The organism is Pseudoalteromonas sp. GCY (assembly GCF_016695175.1).
Taxonomy (GTDB): Bacteria; Pseudomonadota; Gammaproteobacteria; order Enterobacterales; family Alteromonadaceae; genus Pseudoalteromonas.
Genome location: NZ_CP068023.1, coordinates 1,909,602 through 1,935,091, shown reverse-complemented (window position 1 = coordinate 1,935,091; position 25,490 = coordinate 1,909,602). Strand labels below are relative to the sequence as shown.

24 protein-coding genes are annotated in these 25,490 nt (G+C 43.7%); 8 read left to right on the top strand and 16 right to left on the bottom strand.

Annotated features, from left to right (window positions below; all coding sequences use genetic code 11):
- Positions 1–48 precede the first annotated feature (48 nt).
- The 4 genes from JJQ94_RS13840 to JJQ94_RS13825 all read left to right on the top strand — a co-directional run bounded on the left by JJQ94_RS13840 (position 49) and on the right by JJQ94_RS13825 (position 3,477).
- Positions 49–1,284, top strand: coding sequence for an NAD(P)/FAD-dependent oxidoreductase (locus tag JJQ94_RS13840; protein WP_099029623.1), 1,236 nt, complete (start codon positions 49–51; stop codon positions 1,282–1,284).
- 15 nt (positions 1,285–1,299) lie between these two features.
- A complete protein-coding gene (locus JJQ94_RS13835) occupies positions 1,300–2,511 on the top strand; it encodes a M24 family metallopeptidase (protein ID WP_099029624.1) in 1,212 nt (403 codons plus the stop codon).
- 119 nt (positions 2,512–2,630) lie between these two features.
- The gene (locus JJQ94_RS13830) at positions 2,631–2,942 is read left to right on the top strand and encodes an antibiotic biosynthesis monooxygenase family protein (RefSeq protein WP_010604654.1); all 312 of its coding nucleotides are present in this window, start codon (positions 2,631–2,633) and stop codon (positions 2,940–2,942) included.
- 223 nt (positions 2,943–3,165) lie between these two features.
- The gene (locus JJQ94_RS13825) at positions 3,166–3,477 is read left to right on the top strand and encodes a hypothetical protein (protein ID WP_099029625.1); all 312 of its coding nucleotides are present in this window, start codon (positions 3,166–3,168) and stop codon (positions 3,475–3,477) included.
- 69 nt (positions 3,478–3,546) lie between these two features.
- Here the strand turns inward: JJQ94_RS13825 and JJQ94_RS13820 are convergent, their stop codons facing one another.
- From JJQ94_RS13820 to sdhC, 9 genes are all read right to left on the bottom strand, one after another.
- Complete coding sequence (locus JJQ94_RS13820; protein WP_099029626.1) at positions 3,547–4,113, bottom strand: Crp/Fnr family transcriptional regulator; 567 nt, start codon at positions 4,111–4,113, stop codon at positions 3,547–3,549.
- A gap of 120 nt (positions 4,114–4,233) precedes the next feature.
- Positions 4,234–5,106, bottom strand: a complete 873-nt coding sequence (gene sucD, locus JJQ94_RS13815; protein ID WP_010371451.1) for a succinate--CoA ligase subunit alpha — start codon at positions 5,104–5,106, stop codon at positions 4,234–4,236.
- Entirely contained in the window at positions 5,106–6,272 is a 1,167-nt protein-coding gene (gene sucC / locus JJQ94_RS13810) for an ADP-forming succinate--CoA ligase subunit beta (RefSeq protein ID WP_010371452.1), read from the bottom strand. Before sucC ends, sucD begins: the two co-directional genes overlap by 1 nt.
- Positions 6,273–6,445: 173 nt before the next feature.
- Entirely contained in the window at positions 6,446–7,939 is a 1,494-nt protein-coding gene (gene odhB / locus JJQ94_RS13805; RefSeq protein ID WP_099029627.1) for a 2-oxoglutarate dehydrogenase complex dihydrolipoyllysine-residue succinyltransferase, read from the bottom strand.
- 10 nt (positions 7,940–7,949) lie between these two features.
- Entirely contained in the window at positions 7,950–10,763 is a 2,814-nt protein-coding gene (sucA, locus tag JJQ94_RS13800; RefSeq protein ID WP_010371459.1) for a 2-oxoglutarate dehydrogenase E1 component, read from the bottom strand.
- An 84-nt stretch (positions 10,764–10,847) separates the two neighbouring features.
- A complete protein-coding gene (locus tag JJQ94_RS13795) occupies positions 10,848–11,567 on the bottom strand; it encodes a succinate dehydrogenase iron-sulfur subunit (RefSeq protein ID WP_088530556.1) in 720 nt (239 codons plus the stop codon).
- A 10-nt stretch (positions 11,568–11,577) separates the two neighbouring features.
- Positions 11,578–13,350 (bottom strand): succinate dehydrogenase flavoprotein subunit, encoded by a 1,773-nt coding sequence (gene sdhA, locus JJQ94_RS13790; RefSeq protein ID WP_010371464.1) that lies wholly within the window; start codon positions 13,348–13,350, stop codon positions 11,578–11,580.
- Positions 13,351–13,698: a succinate dehydrogenase, hydrophobic membrane anchor protein gene (sdhD, locus tag JJQ94_RS13785; protein WP_099029628.1), complete on the bottom strand. Its 348-nt coding sequence runs from the start codon at positions 13,696–13,698 to the stop codon at positions 13,351–13,353.
- Positions 13,689–14,066: a succinate dehydrogenase, cytochrome b556 subunit gene (gene sdhC, locus JJQ94_RS13780; protein ID WP_125252744.1), complete on the bottom strand. Its 378-nt coding sequence runs from the start codon at positions 14,064–14,066 to the stop codon at positions 13,689–13,691. Before sdhC ends, sdhD begins: the two co-directional genes overlap by 10 nt.
- 416 nt (positions 14,067–14,482) lie before the next feature.
- On the opposite strand from sdhC, the gene JJQ94_RS13775 reads away from it, so the two are divergent.
- From JJQ94_RS13775 to JJQ94_RS13765, 3 genes are all read left to right on the top strand, one after another.
- Positions 14,483–15,769, top strand: coding sequence for a citrate synthase (locus JJQ94_RS13775; protein ID WP_010371472.1), 1,287 nt, complete (start codon positions 14,483–14,485; stop codon positions 15,767–15,769).
- A 102-nt stretch (positions 15,770–15,871) separates the two neighbouring features.
- Positions 15,872–17,083 (top strand): aminotransferase class V-fold PLP-dependent enzyme, encoded by a 1,212-nt coding sequence (locus JJQ94_RS13770; RefSeq protein WP_099029629.1) that lies wholly within the window; start codon positions 15,872–15,874, stop codon positions 17,081–17,083.
- Positions 17,084–17,087: 4 nt separating this feature from the next.
- Positions 17,088–17,495: a SufE family protein gene (locus JJQ94_RS13765; protein WP_099029630.1), complete on the top strand. Its 408-nt coding sequence runs from the start codon at positions 17,088–17,090 to the stop codon at positions 17,493–17,495.
- A gap of 29 nt (positions 17,496–17,524) precedes the next feature.
- Here JJQ94_RS13765 and tcdA read toward each other — a convergent pair whose 3' ends face one another.
- From tcdA to JJQ94_RS13730, 7 genes are all read right to left on the bottom strand, one after another.
- Positions 17,525–18,322: a tRNA cyclic N6-threonylcarbamoyladenosine(37) synthase TcdA gene (gene tcdA, locus JJQ94_RS13760; protein ID WP_099029631.1), complete on the bottom strand. Its 798-nt coding sequence runs from the start codon at positions 18,320–18,322 to the stop codon at positions 17,525–17,527.
- Between the two features lies 1 nt (position 18,323).
- The gene (locus tag JJQ94_RS13755) at positions 18,324–18,989 is read right to left on the bottom strand and encodes a TIGR01621 family pseudouridine synthase (protein ID WP_099029632.1); all 666 of its coding nucleotides are present in this window, start codon (positions 18,987–18,989) and stop codon (positions 18,324–18,326) included.
- Complete coding sequence (gene kdsB, locus JJQ94_RS13750) at positions 18,976–19,737, bottom strand: 3-deoxy-manno-octulosonate cytidylyltransferase (protein WP_099029633.1); 762 nt, start codon at positions 19,735–19,737, stop codon at positions 18,976–18,978. The genes JJQ94_RS13755 and kdsB overlap by 14 nt, the downstream gene beginning before the upstream one ends.
- Positions 19,725–19,922, bottom strand: coding sequence for a Trm112 family protein (locus JJQ94_RS13745; RefSeq protein ID WP_010371492.1), 198 nt, complete (start codon positions 19,920–19,922; stop codon positions 19,725–19,727). The genes kdsB and JJQ94_RS13745 overlap by 13 nt, the downstream gene beginning before the upstream one ends.
- Positions 19,912–20,895 (bottom strand): tetraacyldisaccharide 4'-kinase, encoded by a 984-nt coding sequence (gene lpxK / locus JJQ94_RS13740; protein ID WP_099029634.1) that lies wholly within the window; start codon positions 20,893–20,895, stop codon positions 19,912–19,914. Before lpxK ends, JJQ94_RS13745 begins: the two co-directional genes overlap by 11 nt.
- Positions 20,896–22,635: a lipid A export permease/ATP-binding protein MsbA gene (gene msbA, locus JJQ94_RS13735; RefSeq protein WP_099029635.1), complete on the bottom strand. Its 1,740-nt coding sequence runs from the start codon at positions 22,633–22,635 to the stop codon at positions 20,896–20,898. It abuts the gene before it with no gap.
- Between the two features lie 62 nt (positions 22,636–22,697).
- Positions 22,698–24,923, bottom strand: a complete 2,226-nt coding sequence (locus JJQ94_RS13730) for a DNA internalization-related competence protein ComEC/Rec2 (RefSeq protein ID WP_236596629.1) — start codon at positions 24,921–24,923, stop codon at positions 22,698–22,700.
- On the opposite strand from JJQ94_RS13730, the gene JJQ94_RS13725 reads away from it, so the two are divergent.
- The gene (locus JJQ94_RS13725) at positions 24,924–25,433 is read left to right on the top strand and encodes a DUF2062 domain-containing protein (RefSeq protein ID WP_099029636.1); all 510 of its coding nucleotides are present in this window, start codon (positions 24,924–24,926) and stop codon (positions 25,431–25,433) included.
- The last annotated feature ends 57 nt before the right edge of the window (positions 25,434–25,490 follow it).

Sequence of the window (25,490 nt, the reverse complement as noted above, 5' to 3'; positions counted from 1 at the left end):
CTGATTGATGTCTATGTGGAAATACAATTTAGGATGGTGAGGTAAATTGTGGAAAGTAATAATAAAATTGCAGTGATCGGCGCAGGGATCATTGGGATCACCACCGCGCTGCAATTAGCTCGACGAGGCCACGCTGTTACCTTGCTCGATAAAAATCAGCCCGCAGAGGGATGCTCTAAGGGTAATGCGGGGCATTTTGCCACAGAACAGGTATTTCCCATGGCAGATGCAGCTTTACTAACAAAAGTGCCTGGCATGTTAGTCAATCCGATGGGGCCTTTGCGAATTGAGACCACCTCTTTGCTCAAAAATGTTCCTTGGTTTGTACGATTCTTAAAGCAAATGAAAAGTAGCTATTTCCACAAAGGTACAATCGCACTTAGAAGTTTAAATGAACGCGCACTACCCGCATACCAGCGTTTACTTGGTGATAAGTATCATACACTTATATCTAGCAACGGCAGTTTACTGGTATTTGAAAGTGACGAAAGCTCTGCGCGTCAAAGCTATAAAAAATACGCCGAACAAGACATCTCAGTGAGCTTACTTACAGGTGATCAAGCCCGAGAAATGGAGCCGAGCCTATCAAGTACCATTACCTCGGCACTGTATTTTGATAAAGTCGCGCATAGCACAGATCCCTACGCTCTCTGTTTGACGTTATATGAGCAGTTTATGCAGCTAGGGGGAGCATTCAAACAAGGCTCAATCGACGATATTACCCACACAGAGCATGGCTACACACTCAACTCGAATAACCACAAGATGATCTTTAACAAAGTCGTTGTGGCAACGGGTGCTGCAAGTAAAACGCTCTGTGCATCTTTAGGTTACTCACTGCCCATGATTGCCGAGCGCGGTTATCACAACATGTTGGCAGTGAATAATACGCTTACACGACCTGTCGCATCAAGTGAGCGAGGGTTTATCATGACGCCCATGTCACAAGGTTTGAGACTGGCCGGAACGGTAGAATTTGCCGCACTGGAGAGTAAACCCAACTACAGCCGTGCTCGCGTATTGTTACATCACGCAAGTATTCTATTAAGGCAACCTCTGCCACAGCACAGTGAAGCGTTGTGGGTTGGCTGCCGTCCCTCACTCCCAGATTATTTACCTGTCATCGGACAAGCGCCAAATCATCACAACCTTTATTTTGCACTGGGTCATCAGCACTTAGGACTGACCCAAGCCGCAATTTCAAGTGAATGTATCGCAGATCTTATTGACAACAAGCCCAACGACATCGATCTTACTCCCTTTAGTATTGCTCGATTTAATTAGCTAAGGATCACAAAAATGAAAGGTATTGCATACCAAGGCGCGCAACAGGCGCTAGATAACTTAGAAGATATGACCAAAGGCGTAGCGCCAATTGGCGAAAGCGAGTATTTAGCAAGAATAGAGAAAGCTCAACAATATATGCAGCAGAACAACATTGATGCACTCTATTTAAATGCTGGTACAAATTTAAAATACTTTACTGGTTTGCAATGGTACGCCAGTGAGCGTTTGGTCGGTGCTATTTTACCCGCCAATGGACAAGTTCAGTTTATCGTCCCGTTTTTTGAAATTGGCTCTATTAAGGATTATTGGCTGATTGAAGGCCCTATTCATGCTTGGCAAGAAGAAGAATCTCCTTACCAGCTCGTCGCAAACGTACTTAACACACTCAATATTGATAGCACAGGCACACTCGCCATTGACGAAAGCACTGCGTTTTTTGTTGCTGATGGGATCAGAATCGCGGCACCTGAGCTTTCGCTTATCAATGCAAAGGCAGTAACTGCGCATTGTAGAATGCATAAATCGGCCAATGAAATTGCCCTTATTCAACGTGCAATGGACATGACACTTGCCGTACATAAAGCAACGGCATCTATGCTGTATGAAGGGATCACCACAACCGAAGTTGAAGCTTTTATTAATGAAGCGCACAAAAAAGTGGGGGCACCGGGCAATTATTTTTGTATTGTGCTATTTGGTGTGGCGTCGTCATTCCCACATGGTGTAAAAAATCCACAAACGCTGAAAAAAGGCGATGTGGTTCTCGTCGACACAGGTTGTAAGTTACACGGCTATCTTAGTGATATCACCCGTACTTATGTTTTTGGCGACCCCAGTGAAAAGCAAAAGTCCGTTTGGCAAATCGAGAAGCAAGCGCAAATTGCAGCATTTAATGCAGCCAAAATTGGTGCGCCCTGTGGCGCTGTTGATAAAGCCGCGAGAGAGTATATTGCCAGCAATGGGCTCGGTCCTGACTATCAACTACCAGGTTGCCCACATCGCACTGGGCACGGTATCGGCTTAGATATCCACGAATGGCCTTATTTAGTCAAAGACAACCCAGAACCGCTTGCAGCTGGAATGTGTTTTTCAAATGAACCTATGCTGGTTATTCCTGATGAATTTGGCATTCGCTTGGAAGACCATTTCTATATGACCGACGATGGTCCACGTTGGTTTACTGAACCTGCACATAGCATAGACAACCCTTTTGGGGTTGAATAACCTTAGCGATAGCTACATGATGAGATGCTCTGATAAGCAACTCATCATTTATCGTGATTGATTTAAGCACGGGTTAATTGGTATAAACCTAACACCTGCAATTTACTGCGTTACAACTTATGATAGCAACTACTCCACCACCACCCTATTACGCCGTAATTTTTACCAATATTAAAAATGAAGACGACGAGGGTTACGCCCAAACCGCTTCGAGAATGGTCGAGCTTGCACAGCTTCAACCCGGATTTTTAGGATTAGAATCAGCGCGTGAGGAGGTTGGGATCACCGTTTCTTATTGGCGCGACCTAGAATCAATCAAAGCATGGAAAGCCAATGCTGAGCATATTGAGGCGCAAAAAAATGGCAATAAAAAATGGTATCAAAGTTATACGACTCGTATTGCCAAGGTAGAGCGTGAATATAGCTTATAAGGCTACTAACGGTTACCACCACCGACAAAATTGTCTTGCTCTAGCTGTTTTTATCTCTAACAAGACAACTTCAAATTACGACAAAAATCCTTCAAATAGCAACTAATATAAAAATTGCAACTTTTAAATAAAAAACTTCATAAATTACTGGTGGCATATTTTAAAAACTCTTCTATGATAAATTCTCAAATCAACGTAAGTTAACATTTTAAAGGAAACTAGAATGAAATCACTCATTGCGTTATCTATGGTATTAGGAGCATCGGCAGTATCTGCCCAAGAAATTACTTATTATTCAAGTGAGTGCTATTATGCAGCAAATGGTATAACTACCGTCAATGGCGTACTCTATAGTTATTCAGCTTCGGAGCGCTCAAATACGCCTTGGTATTTGACTGAAGAAGAAGCCGCATGTGAAGGCGGTAAAGTAATACTTGGCACTTACAGGAGCTTTTTTGGTTCTTCAGTAATGTATAGAGATGTATATACCCCACTGCAAAGTAGTCAATTAAATACCAAAACCGTTACCAAGTAGTTCCTAAAATCATAATAAACCACTAGAAACCTTAGTTTCTAATAGTGGTTTATTATTAATATAAATTAATTAATTTCTTTTCTTTATTCTATTTTTAATTCTTGATAACCCTTGTGCGGTGCATCCTAGATAGTTTGCCAAATCTTGATTAGTAATTTTCATTACCCAGTCAGTTCTATACTCAAGTAAAAATCGATAGCGTTCTTCAACCGTGTTTAAAAGTAAAAAAGCTTCCTTTGCCTCTTTAAAAAGTAGCTGTTGTTGAAACAACTTTAATTTAAGCTCTGTTGTTGTCTGCTGCTTGAACAGGCTCAAGGGAACGTGCACTAATATCGCATCTTCAATTACAGCTAGTTGAAAGTGGCTGGATAAGTCCCTTATCCACTCGGCATACAAAATACATAGCTCACCTGGAAAATAAAACTCCTTATGCCTTATCTCTCCACCTTCGCTGATAGCTGAGGAAACTAGCTTCCCCTTTTCGATAAAATAGCCTACGTCCTGTTTATCACCTTGTGACAGCACTATTTCGCCTCGAGTATGTTTTGTCCTAATAAATTCAGGATGTTCATCAGTGAACGCTAAGAGTTCAGCTTTCATTGTTTCACAGAGCTGCCCTAAAGTTTGGTAAGGCATGCACAGTCCTCTCACCGAAGTCGATTTAATTACACTCGCTGTGATAATACCAATTTTTTGATCTGCTTAAGTAGATCAAAAAAGGCTCCATAAGGAGCCTTTTTAACGAGTGGTATTAACTTACCAACCCGCTTTCTCTTTTAGTGCAGAACCAATTTCTGCAAGAGAGCGAACTGTTTTAACACCCGCTGCTTCAAGTGCTGCGAATTTCTCATCAGCTGTACCTTTACCGCCTGCGATAATTGCACCAGCGTGACCCATACGCTTACCTGGAGGAGCAGTAACACCTGCGATGTAAGAAACGACAGGTTTAGTTACGTTGTGCTTGATGTACTCAGCCGCTTCTTCTTCAGCTGTACCGCCGATCTCACCGATCATTACGATAGCTTCCGTTTGCGGATCGTTTTGGAACATCTCTAGAACGTCGATGAAGTTAGTGCCTGGGATTGGGTCACCACCGATACCAACACAAGTAGATTGACCGAAGCCAGCGTCAGTTGTTTGCTTAACTGCTTCATAAGTCAAAGTACCAGAACGTGACACGATACCTACTTTACCAGGCAAGTGGATGTGACCTGGCATGATACCGATCTTAGTTTCACCTGGAGTGATAACACCTGGGCAGTTAGGACCAATCATGCGAACGCCAGTTTCTTCTAGCTTCACTTTAACATCAACCATATCTAGTGTAGGGATGCCTTCAGTGATACATACGATTAGTTCGATACCTGCGCTGATCGCTTCAAGGATAGCGTCTTTACAGAACGCAGCTGGTACGTAGATAACAGATGCAGTTGCACCAGTTGACTCTACCGCTTCACGTACTGTGTTAAATACAGGTAGACCTAGGTGAGTTGTGCCGCCTTTACCAGGAGAAACACCACCAACCATTTGCGTACCGTACTGGATAGCTTGCTCAGAGTGGAAAGTACCCTGACCACCAGTGAAACCTTGACAGATTACTTTAGTATCTTTGTTAATTAGTACAGACATTATTTGCCCTCCGCAGCAGCAACTACTTTCTCAGCAGCGTCAGTTAGTGACTCAGCTGCAATGATGTCAAGGCCAGAGTTAGCTAGTACTTCACGACCAGCTTCAGCGTTAGTACCTTCAAGACGTACAACTACTGGTACGTTTACGCCAACTTCTTTAACCGCACCGATAATACCTTCAGCGATCATGTCACAACGTACGATACCACCGAAGATGTTAACTAGTACTGCTTTAACATTGTCGTCAGAAAGGATGATCTTGAATGCTTCAGATACACGCTCTTTAGTCGCGCCGCCACCAACGTCTAGGAAATTAGCTGGCTTGCCGCCGTGTAGGTTTACGATGTCCATAGTACCCATCGCAAGGCCTGCACCGTTAACCATACAACCAACGTTACCGTCTAGTGCTACGTAGTTAAGCTCAAAGCTTGCTGCGTGTGCTTCACGTGCGTCTTCTTGTGAAGGATCGTGGAATTCACGGATCTTAGGCTGGCGGAACAATGCGTTGCCGTCCACACCGATTTTGCCGTCTAGGCAGTGTAGGTTACCAGCGTCTGTGATAACTAGAGGGTTGATTTCTAGTAGAGCAAAGTCGTGGTTGATAAACATTTGCGCTAGACCCATGAAGATCTTAGTGAATTGCTTAACTTGAGTTGGGTTCAAACCTAGTTTGAACGCTAGCTCACGACCTTGGTAAGCTTGAGGACCTACTAGTGGGTCGATCTCAGCTTTATGAATTAGTTCAGGCGTTTCTTCTGCAACTTGTTCAATTTCTACACCACCTTCAGTTGATGCCATGAACACGATTTTACGTGAACCACGGTCAACAACAGCACCTAGGTATAGTTCATTTGCAATATCAGTGCAGCTTTCTACTAAGATTTTAGCAACAGGCTGACCTTTCTCGTCTGTTTGGTAAGTAACTAGGTTTTTACCTAACCAGTTTTCAGCGAATGCGCGGATTTCGTCTTTGCTGTCTGCAAGTTTAACACCGCCAGCTTTACCACGGCCGCCAGCGTGTACTTGACACTTAACAACCCACTTGTCTCCACCGATTTTACCAGCAGCTTCAACTGCTTCTTGAGGTGTATCACAAGCAAAGCCTTCTGATACAGGTAAACCATATTCGGCAAAAAGTTGTTTTGCCTGATACTCATGCAAATTCATGATGCTTTATCCAATTTTTTATACTAAAAAAGCTGAATATTTATGCAAATAGTCAGCTATCCCAAATTGCGCACATAGTATAGATCCCAAGGCTTCTGATGAAAACCCCACTTAGACCAAAGGCGCAAAAAAAAAGCTGTATGCGAGCATACAGCTTATTCTTTAAACAAATATTATACGTCTAGTAGTAGACGTGTTGGATCTTCAAGCAACTCTTTAATTGTTACTAAGAAACCAACTGATTCTTTACCATCGATTTGACGGTGGTCATAAGATAGTGCTAGGTACATCATAGGTAAAATTTCAACTTTACCGTTTACTGCCATAGGACGCTCTTGGATTTTGTGCATACCCAAGATTGAAGACTGTGGCAAGTTGATGATAGGCGTAGATAGTAGTGAACCGAATACACCACCATTGGTAATAGTGAAGTTACCGCCAGTCATATCGTCAACAGTTAGTTTGCCATCACGACCTTTGATAGCCAATTCACGAATATTCTTCTCGATTTCAGCAACAGAAAGCTTATCGCAATCACGTAGTACCGGAGTCACTAGACCACGAGGTGTTGATACCGCGATGCTAATGTCAAAGTAGTTGTGGTAAACGATATCGTCACCGTCGATTGACGCGTTAACTTCAGGGAAACGCTTAAGTGCTTCAGTTACCGCTTTCACGTAGAAAGACATGAAACCTAAACGAATACCGTGACGCTTCTCAAATACCTCTTGGTACTGCTTACGAAGATCCATGATTGGCTTCATATTTACTTCGTTGAACGTCGTCAGCATTGCTGTTGAGTTCTTCGCTTCTAATAAGCGGTTAGCGATTGTCTTACGTAGACGAGTCATAGGTACACGTTTCTGTGTACGCTCACCTACCGGGGCAGCTGGTGCAGAAGCTGCAGGCTTAGACTCTGATTTTGCTGGAGCTTTAAGGAAAGCATCCACGTCTTCTTTAGTAATGCGACCGCCTTTACCAGACCCTTTGATCTTAGAAGCATCAAGGCCTTTCTCTGCGATAAGACGACGAACAGATGGTGTTAGTACATCTGAGTTTTCGTCAGAAGCAGCTGCTGGTGCTTCTTCTTTCTTCGCACTTGATGATGCAGCTGGTGCGCCACCGGCAACGATTTTACCGATAACTTGATCACCTAGTACTGTCTCACCTTCAGCGTGGATGTGCTCACCCATCACACCGTCTTCAGGTGCAACAACTTCAAGAACCACTTTATCTGTTTCAATATCAACTAGGTTCTGGTCGCGGCTAACCGCTTCACCTGGTTGAACGTGCCAAGTTGCGATAGTAGCGTCTGCTACTGACTCAGGAAGTACAGGTACTTTAATGTCCACTTCTTTACCTTCTGCTGCTTGCGCCGATTCTGACGCTGCTGGTTTTTCATTTGATTGAGCAGGCGCTGCTGCTTCATCAGCAGCACCTAGTTGTGCAATAACTTGTTCGCCAAGAACGGTTGCGCCTTCCTCTTCAGAAATTGCAACGATAACACCATCTTCTGGCGCTACAACTTCTAAAACGACCTTATCCGTTTCGATGTCAACTAAGTTTTGATCACGAGTCACTTTATCGCCAACGCTTACATGCCATGTAGCAACCGTTGCATCGGCAACAGACTCAGGAAGAACAGGAACCTTAATTTCGGTTGTCATCTCTTATTCCTTATTTCTTAATTGTTAAAGCGTCAGCAATTAACGCGTTTTGTTCTTTAGTATGTGTAGACATGTATCCACATGCTGGTGCGGCTGAAGCCTTACGGCCTGCATACGTCAAATTTGCGCCAGCTGGGATAGCTTCCCAGAAATGATGCTGTGAACAGTACCAAGCACCTTGGTTTTGTGGCTCTTCTTGACACCAAACAAAATCTTTTACGTGCTGGTAGCGAGCCATGATCTCATCCATCTCTTTGTGAGGGAATGGATATAGCTGTTCAACACGAACGATAGCCACGTTGTTAAGCTCTTGCTTACGACGTTCTTGCAGTAGTTCGTAATAAACCTTACCGCTACAGAACACTACACGCTCAACGTTTTCAGGATTGATATCATCAATCTCATCGATCATGTTGTTGAATACGCCTTCAGATAGCTCTTCTAGGCTAGAAACAGCTAATGGATGACGTAATAGCGACTTAGGCGTCATTACAATCAGAGGACGACGCAGTGGACGAACCGATTGACGACGTAGCATTGCGTATACTTGCGCTGGTGTTGACGGCACACATACTTGCATATTGTGGTCAGCACAAAGCTGTAAATAACGCTCTAAACGCGAAGAACTGTGCTCTGGACCTTGACCTTCATAGCCATGAGGAAGTAGTAGCGTTAGACCACATAAACGGCCCCACTTCTGCTCACCTGAACTTAGAAATTGGTCGAATACGACTTGAGCACCGTTGGCGAAGTCACCAAATTGCGCTTCCCATAGTACCAATGACGTTGGCTCTGCTGTCGCGTAACCATATTCGAATGCAAGTACCGCTTCTTCCGATAGTACTGAATCGTACACTTCGAACAGGCCTTGGCCCTCACGAATGTTTTGCAGCGGAAGATAAGTAGACGCGTCTTTTTGGTTATGTACTACGGCATGACGGTGGAAAAATGTACCACGACCAGAATCCTGACCAGTAAGACGAATATCAGTGCCTTCATCAACCAAGGTCGCGTAAGCCAATGTCTCAGCCATACCCCAATCGAGCATTTTCTCGCCTTGCGCCATAAGTTTACGGTCATCGTAAATCTTTTTAACGCGTGATTGTGCTTTATGAGCCTCTGGATAGCTCGCAATCTTTTCGCCAAGCGCTTTGAGTTTATCTAGCGCAACTTTTGGCTCGTACGGCGTGTCCCAATCGTGACCAACATACTTAGACCAATCTGATGAGTGCTTGGTTTCTTTTTGAATTTCTTCTACAACACAAACGCCTTTATCAAGACCATTTCGGTAATCGTCAGCAATTTGTTTCGCATCGTCTTCAGAAATCACACCTTCGCGTACAAGTTGATCAGCATATAACTGGCGAGGTACTGGGTGCTTTTTGATCTTCTGATACATCAGCGGTTGCGTTGCATTTGGCTCATCCGCTTCGTTGTGACCGTGACGACGGTAACATACTAAGTCAATCACCACATCACGTTTAAACTTGTTACGGAAATCAAGTGCAACTTGTGTAACGAAAGCAACGGCTTCAGGATCATCTGCGTTCACGTGGAAGATAGGTGCCTGAACCATTTTAGCGATATCAGTACAGTATTCAGTCGAACGAGTATCTTCGCGTTTTGACGTAGTGAAACCAACTTGGTTATTAACTACGATACGGATCGAACCGCCAACGCCGTATGCACGTGTTTGCGATAGGTTAAACGTTTCTTGAACGACACCTTGACCTGCGATTGCAGAGTCACCGTGAATTGTGATTGGTAATGCTTTAGAACCACTTTGGCAATTCAAACGGTCAAGACGAGCACGTACCGAACCCATTACTACTGGGTTTACGATTTCAAGGTGAGATGGGTTAAATGCCAATGCCATATGAACATTGCCTCCCTTCGTACCGAAGTCAGAAGAGAAACCCATGTGGTATTTAACGTCACCAGAACCTGCGTGCTCGCCGTATTTACCAGCAAACTCGTCAAATAGTTCTTGTGGGTTTTTACCCAATACATTCACTAGTACGTTCAGACGACCACGGTGGGCCATACCAATTACGGCTTCTTGCTGACCGCTTTCACCAGCACGGTGAATAAGCTCTTTCAGCATAGGCACAAGTGAATCACCGCCTTCTAGAGAGAAACGCTTAGCGCCTGGGAATTTTGCGCCCAAGTACTTTTCTAAGCCGTCTGCAGCAGTTAGACCTTTGTAGATTCTTAGTTTGGTTTCTTTGTCGAATTGTGGCTTCGAGAAGGACGATTCCAAACGCTGTTGTAACCAACGTTTTTCTTCGGTAGACGTGATGTGCATGTACTCAGCACCGATAGAGCCACAGTATGTCGCTTTAAGCGCAGCGTACAAGTCTTTGAGTTTCATTGTCTCTTTGCCACAAGCAAAAGAGCCAACGTTAAATTCTTTATCTAAGTCTGCATCGGTTAAGTCATGAAAAGCAGGGTCAAGATCGCGAACACGTTCTCTATCCCAAATCCCTAAAGGATCTAGGTTTGCGTTCTGATGACCTCTGAAACGGAATGCATTAATTAACTGCAGAACTTTAACTTGCTTGGCATCAGCAGAACCCTCTGCGGAAACCACGACTTCTCTGTGTTTGTTTTTAGCAAGCTCCGCAAATTGCGCTCTTACTTCTGAATGTTTAGTGTCAACATCCACACCATCAACTTTAGGTAGTTGATCAAACACCTCTCGCCACTCTTCTGGCACTGAAGCTGCATCATCTAGATACGCCTCATATAGATCTTCTACGTACGCAACGTTACCGCCGTACAAATGCGAAGATTCTAGCCATGCCTTCATCACACCTTCGTGCATCTATTAGCCCTTTTATCTAGCGCAGAAACTCAAACGAAAACAAGATGGCAAGCTTTTGCTTGCCATCTTAGCTAGTAGTATGTGTTATACCGAACGGTTTAACAACATTGATTTAATTTGTCCAATTGCCTTAGTTGGATTAAGGCCTTTTGGACATACGCTAACACAGTTCATAATACTGTGACAGCGGAATACGCTGAACGCATCATCAAGACCAGCAAGACGTTCTTCTGTCGCTGTATCACGGCTATCAGCCAAGAAACGATAAGCATGTAGAAGACCCGCAGGACCGATGAACTTGTCTGGGTTCCACCAGAAAGAAGGACAAGACGTTGAACAACATGCACAAAGAATACATTCGTACAGACCATCTAGCTTTTCACGTTCTTCAATTGACTGAAGACGTTCTTCACCACCAGTTGGCTTGTCGTTGATCAAGAATGGCTTAACCTTCTCGTATTGCGTATAAAACTGACTCATGTCGATTACTAAGTCACGGATCACCGGAAGACCTGGTAATGGACGAATGACGATCTTGCCTTTACCACCTTTTTGCAGTGCAGAAATTGGGGTAATACATGCAAGGCCGTTTTTACCATTCATATTAATACCGTCAGAACCACATACCCCTTCTCGGCATGAACGACGGAAAGATAAAGATGGATCTTGCTCTTTCAACTGCATAAGAGCATCTAACACCATCATGTCACGACCTTCCTCTACTTCTAGAGAGTAGTCTTGCATGCGCGGTGCTGCATCTTCATCAGGATTATAACGATAAACAGATAATTCTAAAGTTGCCATCGCTTAGCTCCTAGTATGTACGTGCTTTCGGTGGGAATGCTTCACGAGTCTTAGGCGCGTAGTTAACTTCACGCTTACTCATAGACTCAGACTCTGGGTTGTAAATCGAGTGACACAACCAGTTTTCATCATCACGCTCTGGGTAATCGAAGCGAGAGTGTGCACCACGACTTTCCGTACGGAAGTTCGCAGCAACCGCTGTCGAGTACGCTGTTTCCATCAAGTTATCTAACTCTAGACACTCAATACGTTGCGTGTTGAATTCAGCAGACTTATCGTCAAGACGTGCGTACTGTAGACGCTCACGAATCTCTTTAAGTTCTTTAAGACCTTCAGCCATTGCATCACCTTCACGGAATACCGAGAAGTTAAGCTGCATACAACGTTGTAGATCTTTCTTGATTTGTACAGGATCTTCGCCCTGACCTTTCGCAGAAGTTTCCCAACGGTTAGTACGCGCAAGTGCTGCGTCTACGTTATCGTTGCTTGCTTCTTTAGCGATTTCAGCATCTTTCAAGTAAGTACCAAGGAAGTTACCCGCCGCACGACCGAATACGACAAGGTCAAGCAGTGAGTTACCACCTAGACGGTTTGCACCGTGTACAGATACACACGCAATCTCACCAACCGCAAATAGGCCTTCAACGATCTTTTCATTGCCTTGACCGTCTACGTTCAGTACTTGACCGTTTACATTAGTTGGTACACCACCCATCATGTAGTGACAAGTTGGGATTACCGGAATTGGCTCTTCCGCTGGGTCTACGTGTGCGAATGTCTTCGCGAGATCACAGACGCCAGGAAGACGTAAGTTAAGTGTCTCAGCACCTAAATGGTCAAGCTTCAGCTTGATGTGCGGACCCCAAGGACCATCACAACCACGACCTTCACGGATCTCAGTCATCATTGAACGTGCAACAACGTCACGTGACGCTAGGTCTTTCGCGTTTGGCGCATAACGCTCCATGAAGCGCTCGCCATCTTTATTTAGAAGGTAACCACCTTCACCACGACAACCTTCTGTTACTAGTACACCCGCACCTGCGATACCTGTCGGGTGGAACTGCCACATTTCCATGTCTTGCATTGAAATGCCAGCACGAACCGCCATACCAACGCCGTCACCCGTGTTGATGTGCGCATTCGTTGTTGATGCGAAAATACGACCCGCACCACCAGTTGCAAGAACAACTGCTTTTGATTTGAAATAAGTGATTTCACCTGATTCGATGTCGATTGCGGTGACACCCACTACATCGCCATTGTCATTTTTTACTAGGTCTAGTGCATACCACTCAGAGAAAACGTTTGTTTTGTTTTTAACGTTTTGCTGATATAGGCAGTGTAGCAACGCGTGACCAGTACGGTCCGCTGCGGCTGCTGTACGTGCAGCTTGCTCACCACCAAAGTTTTTCGACTGACCACCGAAAGGACGCTGATATACGCGACCGTTCTCAAAACGAGAGAAAGGTAGACCCATGTTCTCAAGTTCAGTGATAGCTTCTGGACCTGTTTTACACATGTACTCGATAGCGTCTTGGTCACCGATGTAATCAGAACCTTTAACCGTATCGTACATGTGCCATTCCCAGTTGTCCTCGTGAGAGTTACCTAGCGCAACGGTGATACCACCTTGTGCTGATACTGTATGAGAACGAGTTGGGAAAACTTTTGAAATAAGAGCACAAGTTTTGCCTGATTCCGAGATAGCAAGTGCGGCGCGCATACCCGCACCGCCTGCACCGACTACAACTGCGTCAAATTCACGTACGTTATATTTCACTTAAACACCCCACAGAACAAACAGACCAATAGCTACGTAAGCTAAAGCCATAAGGTTTAATACAAAGCCAAGAATAGTGCGAGTTGTTGAGTTCTTAACGTAGTCAGTTAGAACCTGCCACAAACCGATGCGTGTATGTACCATGATGCATACTAGTGTGATCATCGTTGATGCTTTCACAGCTAAGTTTGAGAACAACCCTGACCAAGCTTCATAAGTCAGTTCAGGAGTAATTAGAAGATAGCCTACGATGAATACCGCGTAAGCTAGGATAATTAACGCAGTTGTACGTAGTGACACGTAGTCTTGTACGCCATCACGCTTTAGAGTCGCTTGATTTAAGACCATATCCATACTCCAGCCAAAATTGCTACGATAACCCAAAGTGCTAGTGCAATCTTCGCGCTATTGTTGCCTGATTCTAATTCTTCCCAATGTCCCATATCCTGGATCATGTGACGGATACCACCGATGATGTGGTAAGACAATACAGTTAGGGTGCCCCACGCGATGAATTTCGCGATAAAGCCAGACATCAGTTCTTTTACAAACTCGAAGCCTTCAGGAGAAGAAAGGGATTCAGACCAAGCCCAAATCACAAAGGTCAAAGCGAAGAAGAAAGCAACACCGGTGACACGGTGAAGAATCGACGCTTTAGCCGTTGGCGGCATAGATATAGTCGTAAGATCTAGATTTACAGGTCTTTGCTTTTTCACAGTTACTTGCCCATCTTTGCCCACAAAGGAGCTCATCTACTTGTTTTTATGAAACCCACCTACATATTGCAAATGTAGGTGGCACACTCTAGATAAACCAATTAGGACACCAAAAAGTTCACTCGAGTGTAAAAATTGATGTAAAAATAGGTTTACCCACAGACGATACGGTATAAAACCGTTGACAGTATATAAGGCTATGCGCCCTTTTACAATTCTTGTTTAGATAGAGACGCTTGCGAATTAGCGAATGGTCTAATATTTAATCGCCGTAGAATATTTATTATACATTTATGCATAAATCACAGAAAAATTGACTTTTAACCTAGGTTATAAGTTAGAATGATCTGAATTTGCTTAACATTAGTATCACAACATAACAATCAGAATATTGTTATTAAATAGGAGACAAATAGATGGCAGATAAAAAAGCCACAGTCCATATTGATGGTCACGATCCGATTGAGTTACCAATTTACGAAGGTACAGCTGGACAAGACGTAGTTGACGTTCGTTCTTTAGGTGCTCACGGCCTATTTACGTATGACCCAGGATTTATGTCGACTGCCTCTTGTGACTCGTCTATCACTTACATTGACGGTGCCAAAGGTGTACTGCTTCATCGCGGTTATCCAATTGAGCAACTTGCTGAAAATTCTAACTATATTGAACTTTGCTACCTACTATTAAACGGTGAATTACCAAGCGAAGAACAACTAGCTGAGTTCTCAGATGAGATCACTCGCAACACAATGATGCACGAGAAAATCGCTGCGTTTTTCCAAGGCTTCCGTGTAGATGCACACCCTATGGCAATGCTATGTGGTGTAGTTGGTGCGTTATCTTCGTTCTACCACTCAGATTTGGATATTTCTGATGAAGACCAGCGCATGCGTTGTGCAATCAAATTAGTAGCTAAGCTACCAACGATCGCTGCAATGGCGTACAAGTATAATGTTGGCCAACCGTTCGTATACCCACGTAACGACTTGAGCTACGCAGAAAACTTCCTTCACATGATGTTCTCTGTGCCAGCTGAAGACTATAACGTCAGCCCAGTACTTGCTAAAGCAATGGATCGTATTTTCATGCTTCACGCAGATCATGAGCAAAACGCGTCAACTTCAACTGTTCGTCTTGCTGGCTCTTCAGGTGCAAACCCTTACGCGTGTATCGCAGCAGGTATTGCATCACTTTGGGGTCCTGCACACGGTGGCGCAAACGAAGCATGTTTAACTATGCTTGAAGAAATCGGCTCTGTTGATCGTATTGACGAGTACGTTGCAAAAGCAAAAGACAAGAACGATCCGTTCCGTCTAATGGGCTTTGGTCACCGCGTTTATAAAAACTTTGACCCACGTGCGACAGTAATGCGTCAAACGTGTCACGAAGTACTTAAAGAGCTAAACATTCAAGATCCACTGCTTGACGTTGCAATGAAACTTGAGCAGATTGCCCTAGAAGACCCTTACTTTATCGAGAAGAAACTATACCCGAATGTAGACTTCTATTCTGGTATCATTCTTAAAGCAATCGGTATTCCAACAAGCATGTTTACGGTTATCTTCGCGATGTCTCGTACTGTGGGCTGGATTTCACACTGGAACGAAATGCTTTCTCAACCAGGACACAAAATTGGTCGTCCGCGTCAGCTTTACAAAGGCTACACGTCTCGCGACTACAAAACACAAAACGACAGATAATCTCGTTATTGTGTTTGAAAAGGCCGCTTAAAGCGGCCTTTTTTGTTTTAATATCGCCGCGTATTCGTTAGAATCGCGCTGCTCAATTAACTCAGGTACGTTATGACTGACATCCAATCTCTGCGCAACGACTTTCCAATTCTAAACAAACAACTCGATGGGCAGCCGCTTTGCTATCTTGACTCTGCTGCAACTGCGCAAAAACCGAACAAAGTCATCGATGTCATAAAAACTTTTTATCAAGATGAGAATTCAAACGTACATAGAGGTTTACACACGCTTAGTGAAAACGCCACCGTTCGCTACGAAAGTGCCCGAGAAACAATTGCAAATTTTTTAAATGTTGAACCACGAGAAATCGTATGGACCAGCGGCGCTACTGAATCACTAAACTTATTGGCTCATGGCCTGAGTGCACGCTTCAATTCAGACAGCGTAATTGCCATCAGCCCCTTTGAACATCACGCTAACATAGTGCCTTGGCAAGAAGCTTGTCAACGTACCGGCGCAACTTTACTTGTGTTACCTATGTCAGACGGCGTCCTCGATGAGCAAGGCGCTATTGCGCTGTTAAAGCAGCATAAACCTGATGTGTTAGCGGTGGGCCATGTTTCAAACGCTCTTGGGAATATTCATCCAATTGAGTCGCTCATTTCGGTTTGCAAGGCCTTAGGTACCATCACGGTTATCGACGGCGCGCAGTCTTTACTGCATTTAAGACCTGATCTGAAGGCACTGGATTGCGACTTTTATGTTTTTTCAGCTCATAAAGCGCTTGGACCAACAGGCGTCGGTGGACTTTATGGTAAATACCAGCAACTAAATGCCCTCCCCGTATACAAAACCGGCGGCGAAATGATAAAAGAAGTGAGCTTCGAGAGATCCAGTTATCGAGATGCACCAGGCAAGTTTGAGCCTGGTACTCCCAATATTTCTGGCGTTATCGGTTTTGCCGCAGCGATAGATTATGTAAACGAAATTGATCCCAATGCACTTCAATGTTATGAGCAAGCGCTCTATCACTCCCTTATAGAAAAGCTAAGACAGATTGATGGCATCACGGTTTATGGTGATACACAAAACAATGTTGGCGTCGTCAGTTTTAACTATAAAAACGAGCATCACTACGACCTTGCCACACTACTCAATACGTATGGCGTAGCAGTCAGAAGCGGACACCATTGTACTCAACCTCTAATGAAAATGCTCAAGGTTAACGGGACAGTACGTGCAAGTTTGGCTTTTTATAATAACCAAGATGATATTGAGCATTTTATTAATGCGTTAAATGCCACAATAGAATTACTAGATTAAACTTATGAATATCGAACATATCACAAAAAAATTATCTGAAAGTCATGGCTGGCAAGCCAAGTACCGTGAAATTATGCTGCTAGGTAAACAACTTCCTACTCTTCCAGATGCGCTGAAAGTTGATTCAGCGTTAGTGTCGGGCTGTGATAGTAAAGTTTGGCTCTATGTGGACTTAGATGAAAGTGCGCAGCAGCTCGTACTTATTGCCGACTCAGATACGCGTATTGTCAAAGGATTACTTGCAATCATCATTGCAGCGTACGCAGGTAAAACGCCAGAACAAGCGAACCAGTTTAATGCTTATGAACTGTTTGAGTCGCTTGGATTAATTGCTCATCTAAGTCCATCTAGAGGTAATGGTATACGTGCGATTGTTGAACAGATCCAAGTGAAGGCGGAGATATTAAAATAAAGTGATATAAGGTGCTCAAACGAGCACACTTATTCGCTGCTTTTGCTTTGTTTATCTAGGTACTTACGTATTGCTTTGGACGCCGCAAAAAAACCAAAACTCCCAGTTACCATAGTAGCAGAACCAAACCCGGTCGCGCAGTCCATATTTTTCCCACCTTCAGCTTGTTGCTTTGCTTTGCACACGGTGCCGTCGGTACTTGGGTAAACGAGTTGCTCTGTGGAATACACGCAATCCACGCCAAATTTACGTTTTGGATTATCGCTAAAGTTATATTGTTTTCTGAGAATATAGCGTACTTTTGCTAGCAGCGGATCATGGGTCGTCTTTGCCACATCCCCATATTGGATCTGGCTCGGATCGGTTTGACCACCTGCACCACCTGTAGTGATCACCGGTATTTTATTGCGCTTACAATGCGCGATTAGTGCCGCTTTCTCTTTAACCGCGTCGATACAGTCGATAACATAATCAAAGCCTTGAATGTAGTTTCTAATATTATCTAACATCAAAAAATCATCGATCAGGGTAACTTCACAATCTGAGTTAATCGCAAGACAGCGATCTCGCATTGCTTCAATCTTTTGCATCCCGATACTTTCGCTATGAGCATGTAACTGGCGGTTAATATTGGTTACACAAATATCGTCCATATCGATAAGCGTTATCTTACCTATACCCGTTCTCACCAGAGCTTCTACAGCCCAACTGCCAACACCACCAATACCAATGACACAAAAGTGTGCTTTACTTAATGCTTCTAACTCGGCGTTACCGTATAACCGACCAATACCGCCAAATCTTAGTTCTCTATTCGAATCCGTCATGTTACCACTCTAATTGACTTGGATTTTGCCAACTTGCAAAGATTTCATGTGCCAATAAATGGCCAAATGCACCATCACCTTCAGGCGCAGCTTGATAGTGTTGATGGTTACCTTGCCACTCAAATTCAAGGCAAAATGCGTGAAGATAAGTTCTATCTGCAGGCTCTCCACTATAGGCTAAATCACCTAAAATTGGCGCACCGATGCTTTTTAGTGCCACCCGAATTTGGTGTGTTTTTCCGCTAAACGGTTTAACGATACAAGCGCGTAGGTTGGTCGCAACAGAGCAAGAGTAAAATCGAGTCACCGCAGGATTTAGCTTAGTTTTAACCAGTTTATAGGTGCCTCTACGCGACTTAGCCATATCACCTTTTATCCAGCCTTGCTTTTTCTTCGGTTTAGCACTAACTAACGCCAGGTAAAATTTGTCTATTTTCCGAGCGGAAAACAGGCTCGTCAACTGCTTTGCAGCCTCGCTAGACTTCGCTAAAAGGATGAGTCCCGATGTGACTTTATCGAGACGGTGAACCGGAAATAAGGGATAGCCTAGTTGCTTCGTCAGTAAGGCAACAAAACCTGCGCCGTCCTCACTATGGAAGCTCATACTTTGTGGTTTGTATGCAACCACATAGTCTACCTCGTCCGCAATGAGCTTAAGCTTTTCCATTCAGCATCTCTTGGACCCGTGCCAAATCTTCGGGAGTATCCACTCCAGCATGCACCGGCTTAGCCGCTTTAGCGACCTTAATTTTGTATCCATGATACAGCACACGTAGCTGCTCTAGTGACTCTTGCACCTCTAGCGGTGAAACACTTAGCGATAAATAGGTTTGAATAAAGCCCGCACGATAGGCATATATGCCAACATGACGTTTAAAATGGCTCACTGGAATGTTATTTTTGTCGAGCGTTAACATGCTGTCACGCTGAAACGGAATAGACGAGCGAGAGAAATAAAGTGCGTTGTCTTGAATATCAGACACCACTTTTACGGCATTCGGATTCAACACCTCTTCTATATCTTCCACATCAACGCACAAAGTCGCCATCGGTGCATCAGAATGGTGCAGTAGTGCTGCCACTTGTGCGATGTTATCAGGCTCTAGCAGTGGCTCATCACCTTGTACGTTGACCACCAAGGTTTGTTCGTTCAGCTCCAGTTGTTCAACAACTTCGGCGAGTCGCTCAGTACCAGATTGGTGATCTTCACGCGTCATGAGCACATTATCAGTGAAGCCTTGCGCTGCTTCAAATACCGCACTGTGATCGGTTGCGATATAAACCGCTGCAGCGCCAGATTGAATAGCCTGTTCATAAACACGCTGGATCATTGGTTTGCCGCCAATATCAGCAAGTGGTTTACCAGGCAGCCTGCTTGAAGCATAACGCGCCGGAATAACGACTACGAATTCCACTGCTCAACCTCATCGCTGCTCAGCTCGCGCGCTTCGTTTTCCAATAACACTGGAATATCATCTTTAATTGGATAAGCTAGCTTGGCTGCAGTGCTGATCAACTCTTTGTTTTCTTTGTCATATCTTAATTTGCCTTTACATACTGGGCAGGCAATTATTTCTAGTAATTTGGTATCAAAGGCCATGATAAATCTCTTTCTTTTTAAGTAAATTTAATACCGCTTTTTCAAGCGCTGATGTAGGTTTGGCATCTACTTTGAGGTAATACCAATTATCTTTTGCAAATGTGCGACACTTTACCGCATCTTTCTCTGTCATAAAAATAGCGCCGTTATCAATTTGCGAGAAGTCGGACGCTTGATATGGATGATGGTCCGCAAAATGTAGACTTTCACTCAGAACAATTCCTCTATCTCGTAGCGTATTTTCAAATCGCGCGGGATTGCCGATAGCACAGACTGAAGCGCCAACCATTTCTATATTGGATGCTGGACTATCGTCTGCAACACGAAAAAAGCCAACCGCCTCTAACGTGTAGGAATAGCTTTCGCATCCACCATTATATATGGCAAGATCGACACTCTGAATACGCTTAGGTAATTCCCTAAGCGGCCCTGCTGGCATCCACAAACCATTACCAAAGCGTCGCTCAGCATCAACAATACAGAGCTCAATATCTCGTGCCAATTTATAGTGCTGTAGTCCATCGTCGCTGACGATGATGTTTACATCGCTATTATCCAATAATTTCTCGATACTGGCTTGTCTATCAGCACCAATCATCACAGGGCATTTCAACCGCTTGGCGAGTAAACAAGGTTCATCACCGCCCTCTTCCGTTGAGGTCTCTGCAGTGACCAAAAACGGGGTTGAACTAGGTTTCGCACCATAACCTCGACTGATAACCCCAACCTTAAAGCCTAGCTTTTCAAGAAAAGGTACTAACCAAAGCACAAATGGCGTTTTGCCATTACCGCCCACACTGATGTTACCAACAATAATAACCGGAACAGGTGAGCGGTACGCGGGGCAAAAACCGAGTTGATAAAGCCCCTTTCTTATCGAGCTAATAAGTCCAAATAACAGGCTTAGCGGAAGCAATAATAGTGTTAGTAGTCCCAGTTTTTTATACCAACTTTGCTCTATTTTTGATGCCATTTATTGCTCACCAAACTGCATTTTGCAAAGTGCATGATAAACCCCTTCCTGCGCGACCAATTCAGCATGCTTGCCTTGTTCGATGATCTTGCCTTTATCTAGCACATAGATGCAGTCGCAACGCTCGATTGTCGATAACCGATGGGCAATTACTATGGTTGTTTTGTCGGCCATCAGCTCTTCTAACGCTTGTTGGATCAAACGCTCAGATTCTGTGTCTAATGCTGATGTTGCTTCATCTAAAATAAGGATAGGTGCATCTTTTACAATAGCACGCGCGATGGCGATACGTTGTCGTTGTCCGCCAGAAAGCATCACGCCATTTTCACCAACAAGGGTATTTAGGCCCTCAGGAAGATCTTTAACAAATTCCCAGACGTGGGCTTGTTTTACGACTTTTTCTAGGGCTTCTTGCGATAAGGGTTGCTTTAACGAGTACATAATATTGTTTGCAATGGTGTCATTAAACAACACCACTTGCTGCGACACGATGGAAAACTGCGCGCGTAGATCCGCAAGCTGGAAATCATTTATATTCGTGCCGTCTAACTCAATACTGCCCGCTTCAATATCGTAGTAACGTGGTAATAGATTAGAAATAGTTGATTTTCCTGAGCCACTTCTACCTACCAGCGCAATACTCTGCCCGGCTTTGATTTCAAGGTTTAATGACTCAATCACCGGATCGTTTTTAGACGGATAAGTAAAGGTTAAGTCTTTGACTTGTAGGTTACCTTGAGCACGAGATAAAGACTGAGTGCCAGTGTCCTTTTCTTTTTCAAGATCAATCACCGCAAACACACTTTTCGCCGCAGAGATCCCGCGTTGCAGGTCGCTATTCACATTGGCAAGTTGTTTTAAAGGACGCAGCATCATCATCATAGAGGTGATCAAAGTGACAAAGGTGCCCGATGAAATTTTATCCACCATAGAAGGCATCGCGACAATCGCGAGTATCACCGCCATTGCGCTCGCCGCTATGATTTGGATGATAGATACGCTCAGCGCTTTAGTCGCATCCATTTTTACGCGTTGCTGACGGTTATGATTATTAACTTTAGCAAAGTGAGAGATAGTTTTATCTTGGCCACCAAAGCCATGAATGACTTTATGACCCGCCATCATTTGCTCAGAGCTTTTCGTCACTTCTCCCATCGCATCTTGAATATTCTTGGAGATTTTCTTAAAACGCTTAGACACCACAGTAACTATCACCGCCACGATTGGTACCACAACTAAGAAAATGAGCGATAGCTGCCAACTTGCATAAAACATAGTAATAAGTAGGAAAAATACAAATGCACCTTCACGGATCAGCACTTGAAGCGCCTTAGTGACGGCTTGCTGTACCTGCTCTGTATCAAAAGTGATTTTTGATATCAATTCGCCATTAGAATGTTGATCATGAAAAGACACTGGTAAATACAACATGTGTTCAAATAGTTGCTGTCGCAAAGCACGCACAACCTGAGACCCAACATAAGACAAGCAATACGATGCCATATAATTAAAGATACCGCGTCCAATGACTAACGCGATGACAACAAAGGGAGCCAGTTTTAGTACATCGCGATTGCCTGCAGTGAGACCCTCATCGATAAACGGATCCATTAAAGCGACGAACGAAGCATCCATCGCAGCGTACCCTATCATACCAATTACTGAAAATATGGCAGCGAGTTTAAAGTCTTTTACATAGCTAAATAATCTAGCGTAAATCTGCTTGTCGGTTGGTTGCATTGCCAGCCTCTACTTTTCTATATGGCATTATTGTAACTTTCAATTCGTTAAAACTGAATGGATTATCTGAGAAACCAGTAATTTTCCACTTCTCGAGCTCGTTCAACTGTAATTTCTTGAGCAAAAATTGAGATCCTTATATGGCCATCTAAGGCGGTATCCAATAGCGTACTCCCAACTCTTTGGTATCTTTCAATCACTTTCTCATTGGGAATTTTCCAAGGCGAATAAAAGGCTCGAGAAAATATCGCAATATCTGGGTCAACCGCTTGAATAAACTGCTCGCTCGAAGAGCTGCCACTACCATGGTGTGGAACCAGTAATATATCGGCTTTGAGTGCTTCTTTTTCTAGATTAAGTAACTTAGTTTCAGTGACTTTCTCAATATCTCCTGGTAATAAAAGCGTAAACTGCCCATCTGAGATACTAACCACACAAGAATTATTGTTGTCATTGTTCGACATTTCTTGAGGCCAGATCACGGATATGTCTAGCCCTTGAAATTGATGTGTTCCAAGCACACAGCTATCTGCAGCACTTGCTGGGTGAAAACGCTGTAACGATTTCCCGCCATCAAAAGCTATGAGGTCGTCAACGCCACCATTATGGTCACCATCGTTATGACTAATGATGGTATCTTGTAGCGTAATTCGATTATTCAAAAGATAGGGTTTTATCACAAACTCAAACATCGAAAAATAGCCAAAATACTTGGCCCCCACATCATAGAGCAGCCCTTTGTTATTTCGAGAAACTAACACTGCTGTTCCGTGACCGACATCAAAGACATCGATTTGCCATAGTGGAGAAACTCGAAACAGATACTGAACGAGGAAAAACAATATGGGTAATAAACCAAAATAATTTCTGAATAAAAACAGTAGCACAGCACTTAAGTAGCAGGTTATTAGAAACATGGACGAAACGCCGGGTATATCTACCCAACTTACTGGAGACTTTTGCAACAGCTCAAAAAGAACCACTAACCCATTATCAACTAAATGAAGTGGAAGTTGCCAACCAATAGCGTGTAACGCAGTAACATGAAGCAGTAGTAGCGGAAATACCACGACAGAAATCAACGGGATCACTATGATGTTCGCAACCAATGAAATGATGCTCGCACCGGAAAAGAAATACAGATTAAGCGGTAATAAGCAGATAAATAACGCAAGCTGCAACTTGATTAAGGCAAGTAGCTTTGCACCTAAACCTCGGCCAACTTTTGTCACTAACGTTACGATAATCGCAACTGCAAAAAAGGAATAATATAAACCAGGGTTGAGTAATGAAAACGGGTCCACCATCAAGACGATTGTCAACGCAACCGTTAGCACCTGAAGCGCTTTAAGTCGCACGGCAAAGAGGTAACAAGCAACCCACACCATCGCCATGATTAAAGCTCGAGTCGCCGATACACTGTAACCGCAAAGAACGACGTAACCAAAACACAACAGTAACGCAAAAACTAAACACCACTGATGCAAATTGGCAGCCTGGGAAATTATTATCGGGGCACAATACAGCACGACTTTTATCAGCAAAAACGCGATGGCAAATACCATTCCGATATGAAGCCCTGAAATCGCTAACAGATGACTCAAACCAAGGCTTCTAAATTGTGTTTTGTTTTTGAAGTCGACTTTGCTTGTATCGCCGGTTAACAAAATATAATACAGCCAAGCATAGCTGAGCCCACTGAGCTTTTTATCTATGAATAAGCGGTAGTTATCTCGCCACGTAGTGTCCTTCACTACCGAATTGATTGTTTTGATACTGCCCTTGAAATACATATACTTTCTAAACGCATGCAATTCAGCGTTAAAAAGTCCGATATTAACCCGGCTACGATAACGCTTAAGCTTCACTGTAAATTCAATGCGGTCACCAACTGTCAACATAGGCGTTGATGAATCACGATAAAGCTTTGCATTTACAGTACGCCAACGCGCAAACTGGTAGCCGTCAACTTGCTCTAGCTGTACCTTTAACGCTTCACCAATCACAGAATTATCAACCTCAATAACTTTACCCGAAGCAGTAACAAGCTGCGATTGCCACATTTCTGGTATTTTTAGCTGATAAAAAACAAAGTAATGGCTAAGAACAATGGAAATCCCTAAAATAAATCCTGCCAATATAGGACAAAAAAGCTTAGAATAGCGGCCCATGAAGTAGAGGAATATGCTTATTGCGGCTAATCGCCAATTGTCGAGAAGAAATACCGCACTGAAGCAACCCAGAATTATTCCAAAACATATCAGAATCCAAGTAGATGGCAGCTGCAAATGGCGAAAAAAACGATTCAACGCTTTTTACCTGATCATAATAAAATCAAACAACAGAAATCATTAAAAATCTTTGGTAAGTTACTGCATGATGCCAACCTCTGGCATTTAAACCGGCGCTCAGCACGTGGCGCATTCTCGGTGGGGCTATTTTTCGCATTCATCCCTGTTCCTTTTCAAATGGTACTGGCAGCAGCACTTGCGATTCCATTTCGCGTCAACTTGCCTTTGTCTATTGCACTCGTGTGGATCACCAATCCACTCACGATGCCGCCTATATTTTATTGCTCGTACTTAGTCGGTGTGTTTGCTCTTGGCCAAAAACAACAACCATTCCATTTTGAGGCGAGTTGGGAATGGCTTGCACAAAGCCTAACAACGATTGGGCCTGCATTTATCGTCGGCTCTTTGATCTGCGCAACACTTGCCGCCATTATCGGCTTTTTCGGTATCGATTACCTATGGCGACGTTCAGTGAATAAAGCGTGGCAAAGTCGCGGCCAAAGCTAATACCAGTATAGTTAAGATTTATAGCGGTTGAATTAAATATCGAATTGAATTTGCTAA

Coding starts and splice junctions, on each gene's coding strand:
- JJQ94_RS13835 (WP_099029624.1), top strand. CDS start 1,300: ATGAAAGGTATTGCATACCAAGGCGCGCAACAGGCGCTAGATAACTTA.
- JJQ94_RS13830 (WP_010604654.1), top strand. CDS start 2,631: ATGATAGCAACTACTCCACCACCACCCTATTACGCCGTAATTTTTACC.
- JJQ94_RS13825 (WP_099029625.1), top strand. CDS start 3,166: ATGAAATCACTCATTGCGTTATCTATGGTATTAGGAGCATCGGCAGTA.
- JJQ94_RS13820 (WP_099029626.1), bottom strand. CDS start 4,113: ATGCCTTACCAAACTTTAGGGCAGCTCTGTGAAACAATGAAAGCTGAA.
- sucD (WP_010371451.1), bottom strand. CDS start 5,106: ATGTCTGTACTAATTAACAAAGATACTAAAGTAATCTGTCAAGGTTTC.
- sucC (WP_010371452.1), bottom strand. CDS start 6,272: ATGAATTTGCATGAGTATCAGGCAAAACAACTTTTTGCCGAATATGGT.
- odhB (WP_099029627.1), bottom strand. CDS start 7,939: ATGACAACCGAAATTAAGGTTCCTGTTCTTCCTGAGTCTGTTGCCGAT.
- sucA (WP_010371459.1), bottom strand. CDS start 10,763: ATGCACGAAGGTGTGATGAAGGCATGGCTAGAATCTTCGCATTTGTAC.
- JJQ94_RS13795 (WP_088530556.1), bottom strand. CDS start 11,567: ATGGCAACTTTAGAATTATCTGTTTATCGTTATAATCCTGATGAAGAT.
- sdhD (WP_099029628.1), bottom strand. CDS start 13,698: ATGGTCTTAAATCAAGCGACTCTAAAGCGTGATGGCGTACAAGACTAC.
- JJQ94_RS13775 (WP_010371472.1), top strand. CDS start 14,483: ATGGCAGATAAAAAAGCCACAGTCCATATTGATGGTCACGATCCGATT.
- JJQ94_RS13770 (WP_099029629.1), top strand. CDS start 15,872: ATGACTGACATCCAATCTCTGCGCAACGACTTTCCAATTCTAAACAAA.
- JJQ94_RS13765 (WP_099029630.1), top strand. CDS start 17,088: ATGAATATCGAACATATCACAAAAAAATTATCTGAAAGTCATGGCTGG.
- tcdA (WP_099029631.1), bottom strand. CDS start 18,322: ATGACGGATTCGAATAGAGAACTAAGATTTGGCGGTATTGGTCGGTTA.
- JJQ94_RS13755 (WP_099029632.1), bottom strand. CDS start 18,989: ATGGAAAAGCTTAAGCTCATTGCGGACGAGGTAGACTATGTGGTTGCA.
- JJQ94_RS13745 (WP_010371492.1), bottom strand. CDS start 19,922: ATGGCCTTTGATACCAAATTACTAGAAATAATTGCCTGCCCAGTATGT.
- lpxK (WP_099029634.1), bottom strand. CDS start 20,895: ATGGCATCAAAAATAGAGCAAAGTTGGTATAAAAAACTGGGACTACTA.
- msbA (WP_099029635.1), bottom strand. CDS start 22,635: ATGCAACCAACCGACAAGCAGATTTACGCTAGATTATTTAGCTATGTA.
- JJQ94_RS13725 (WP_099029636.1), top strand. CDS start 24,924: ATGGCGAAAAAAACGATTCAACGCTTTTTACCTGATCATAATAAAATC.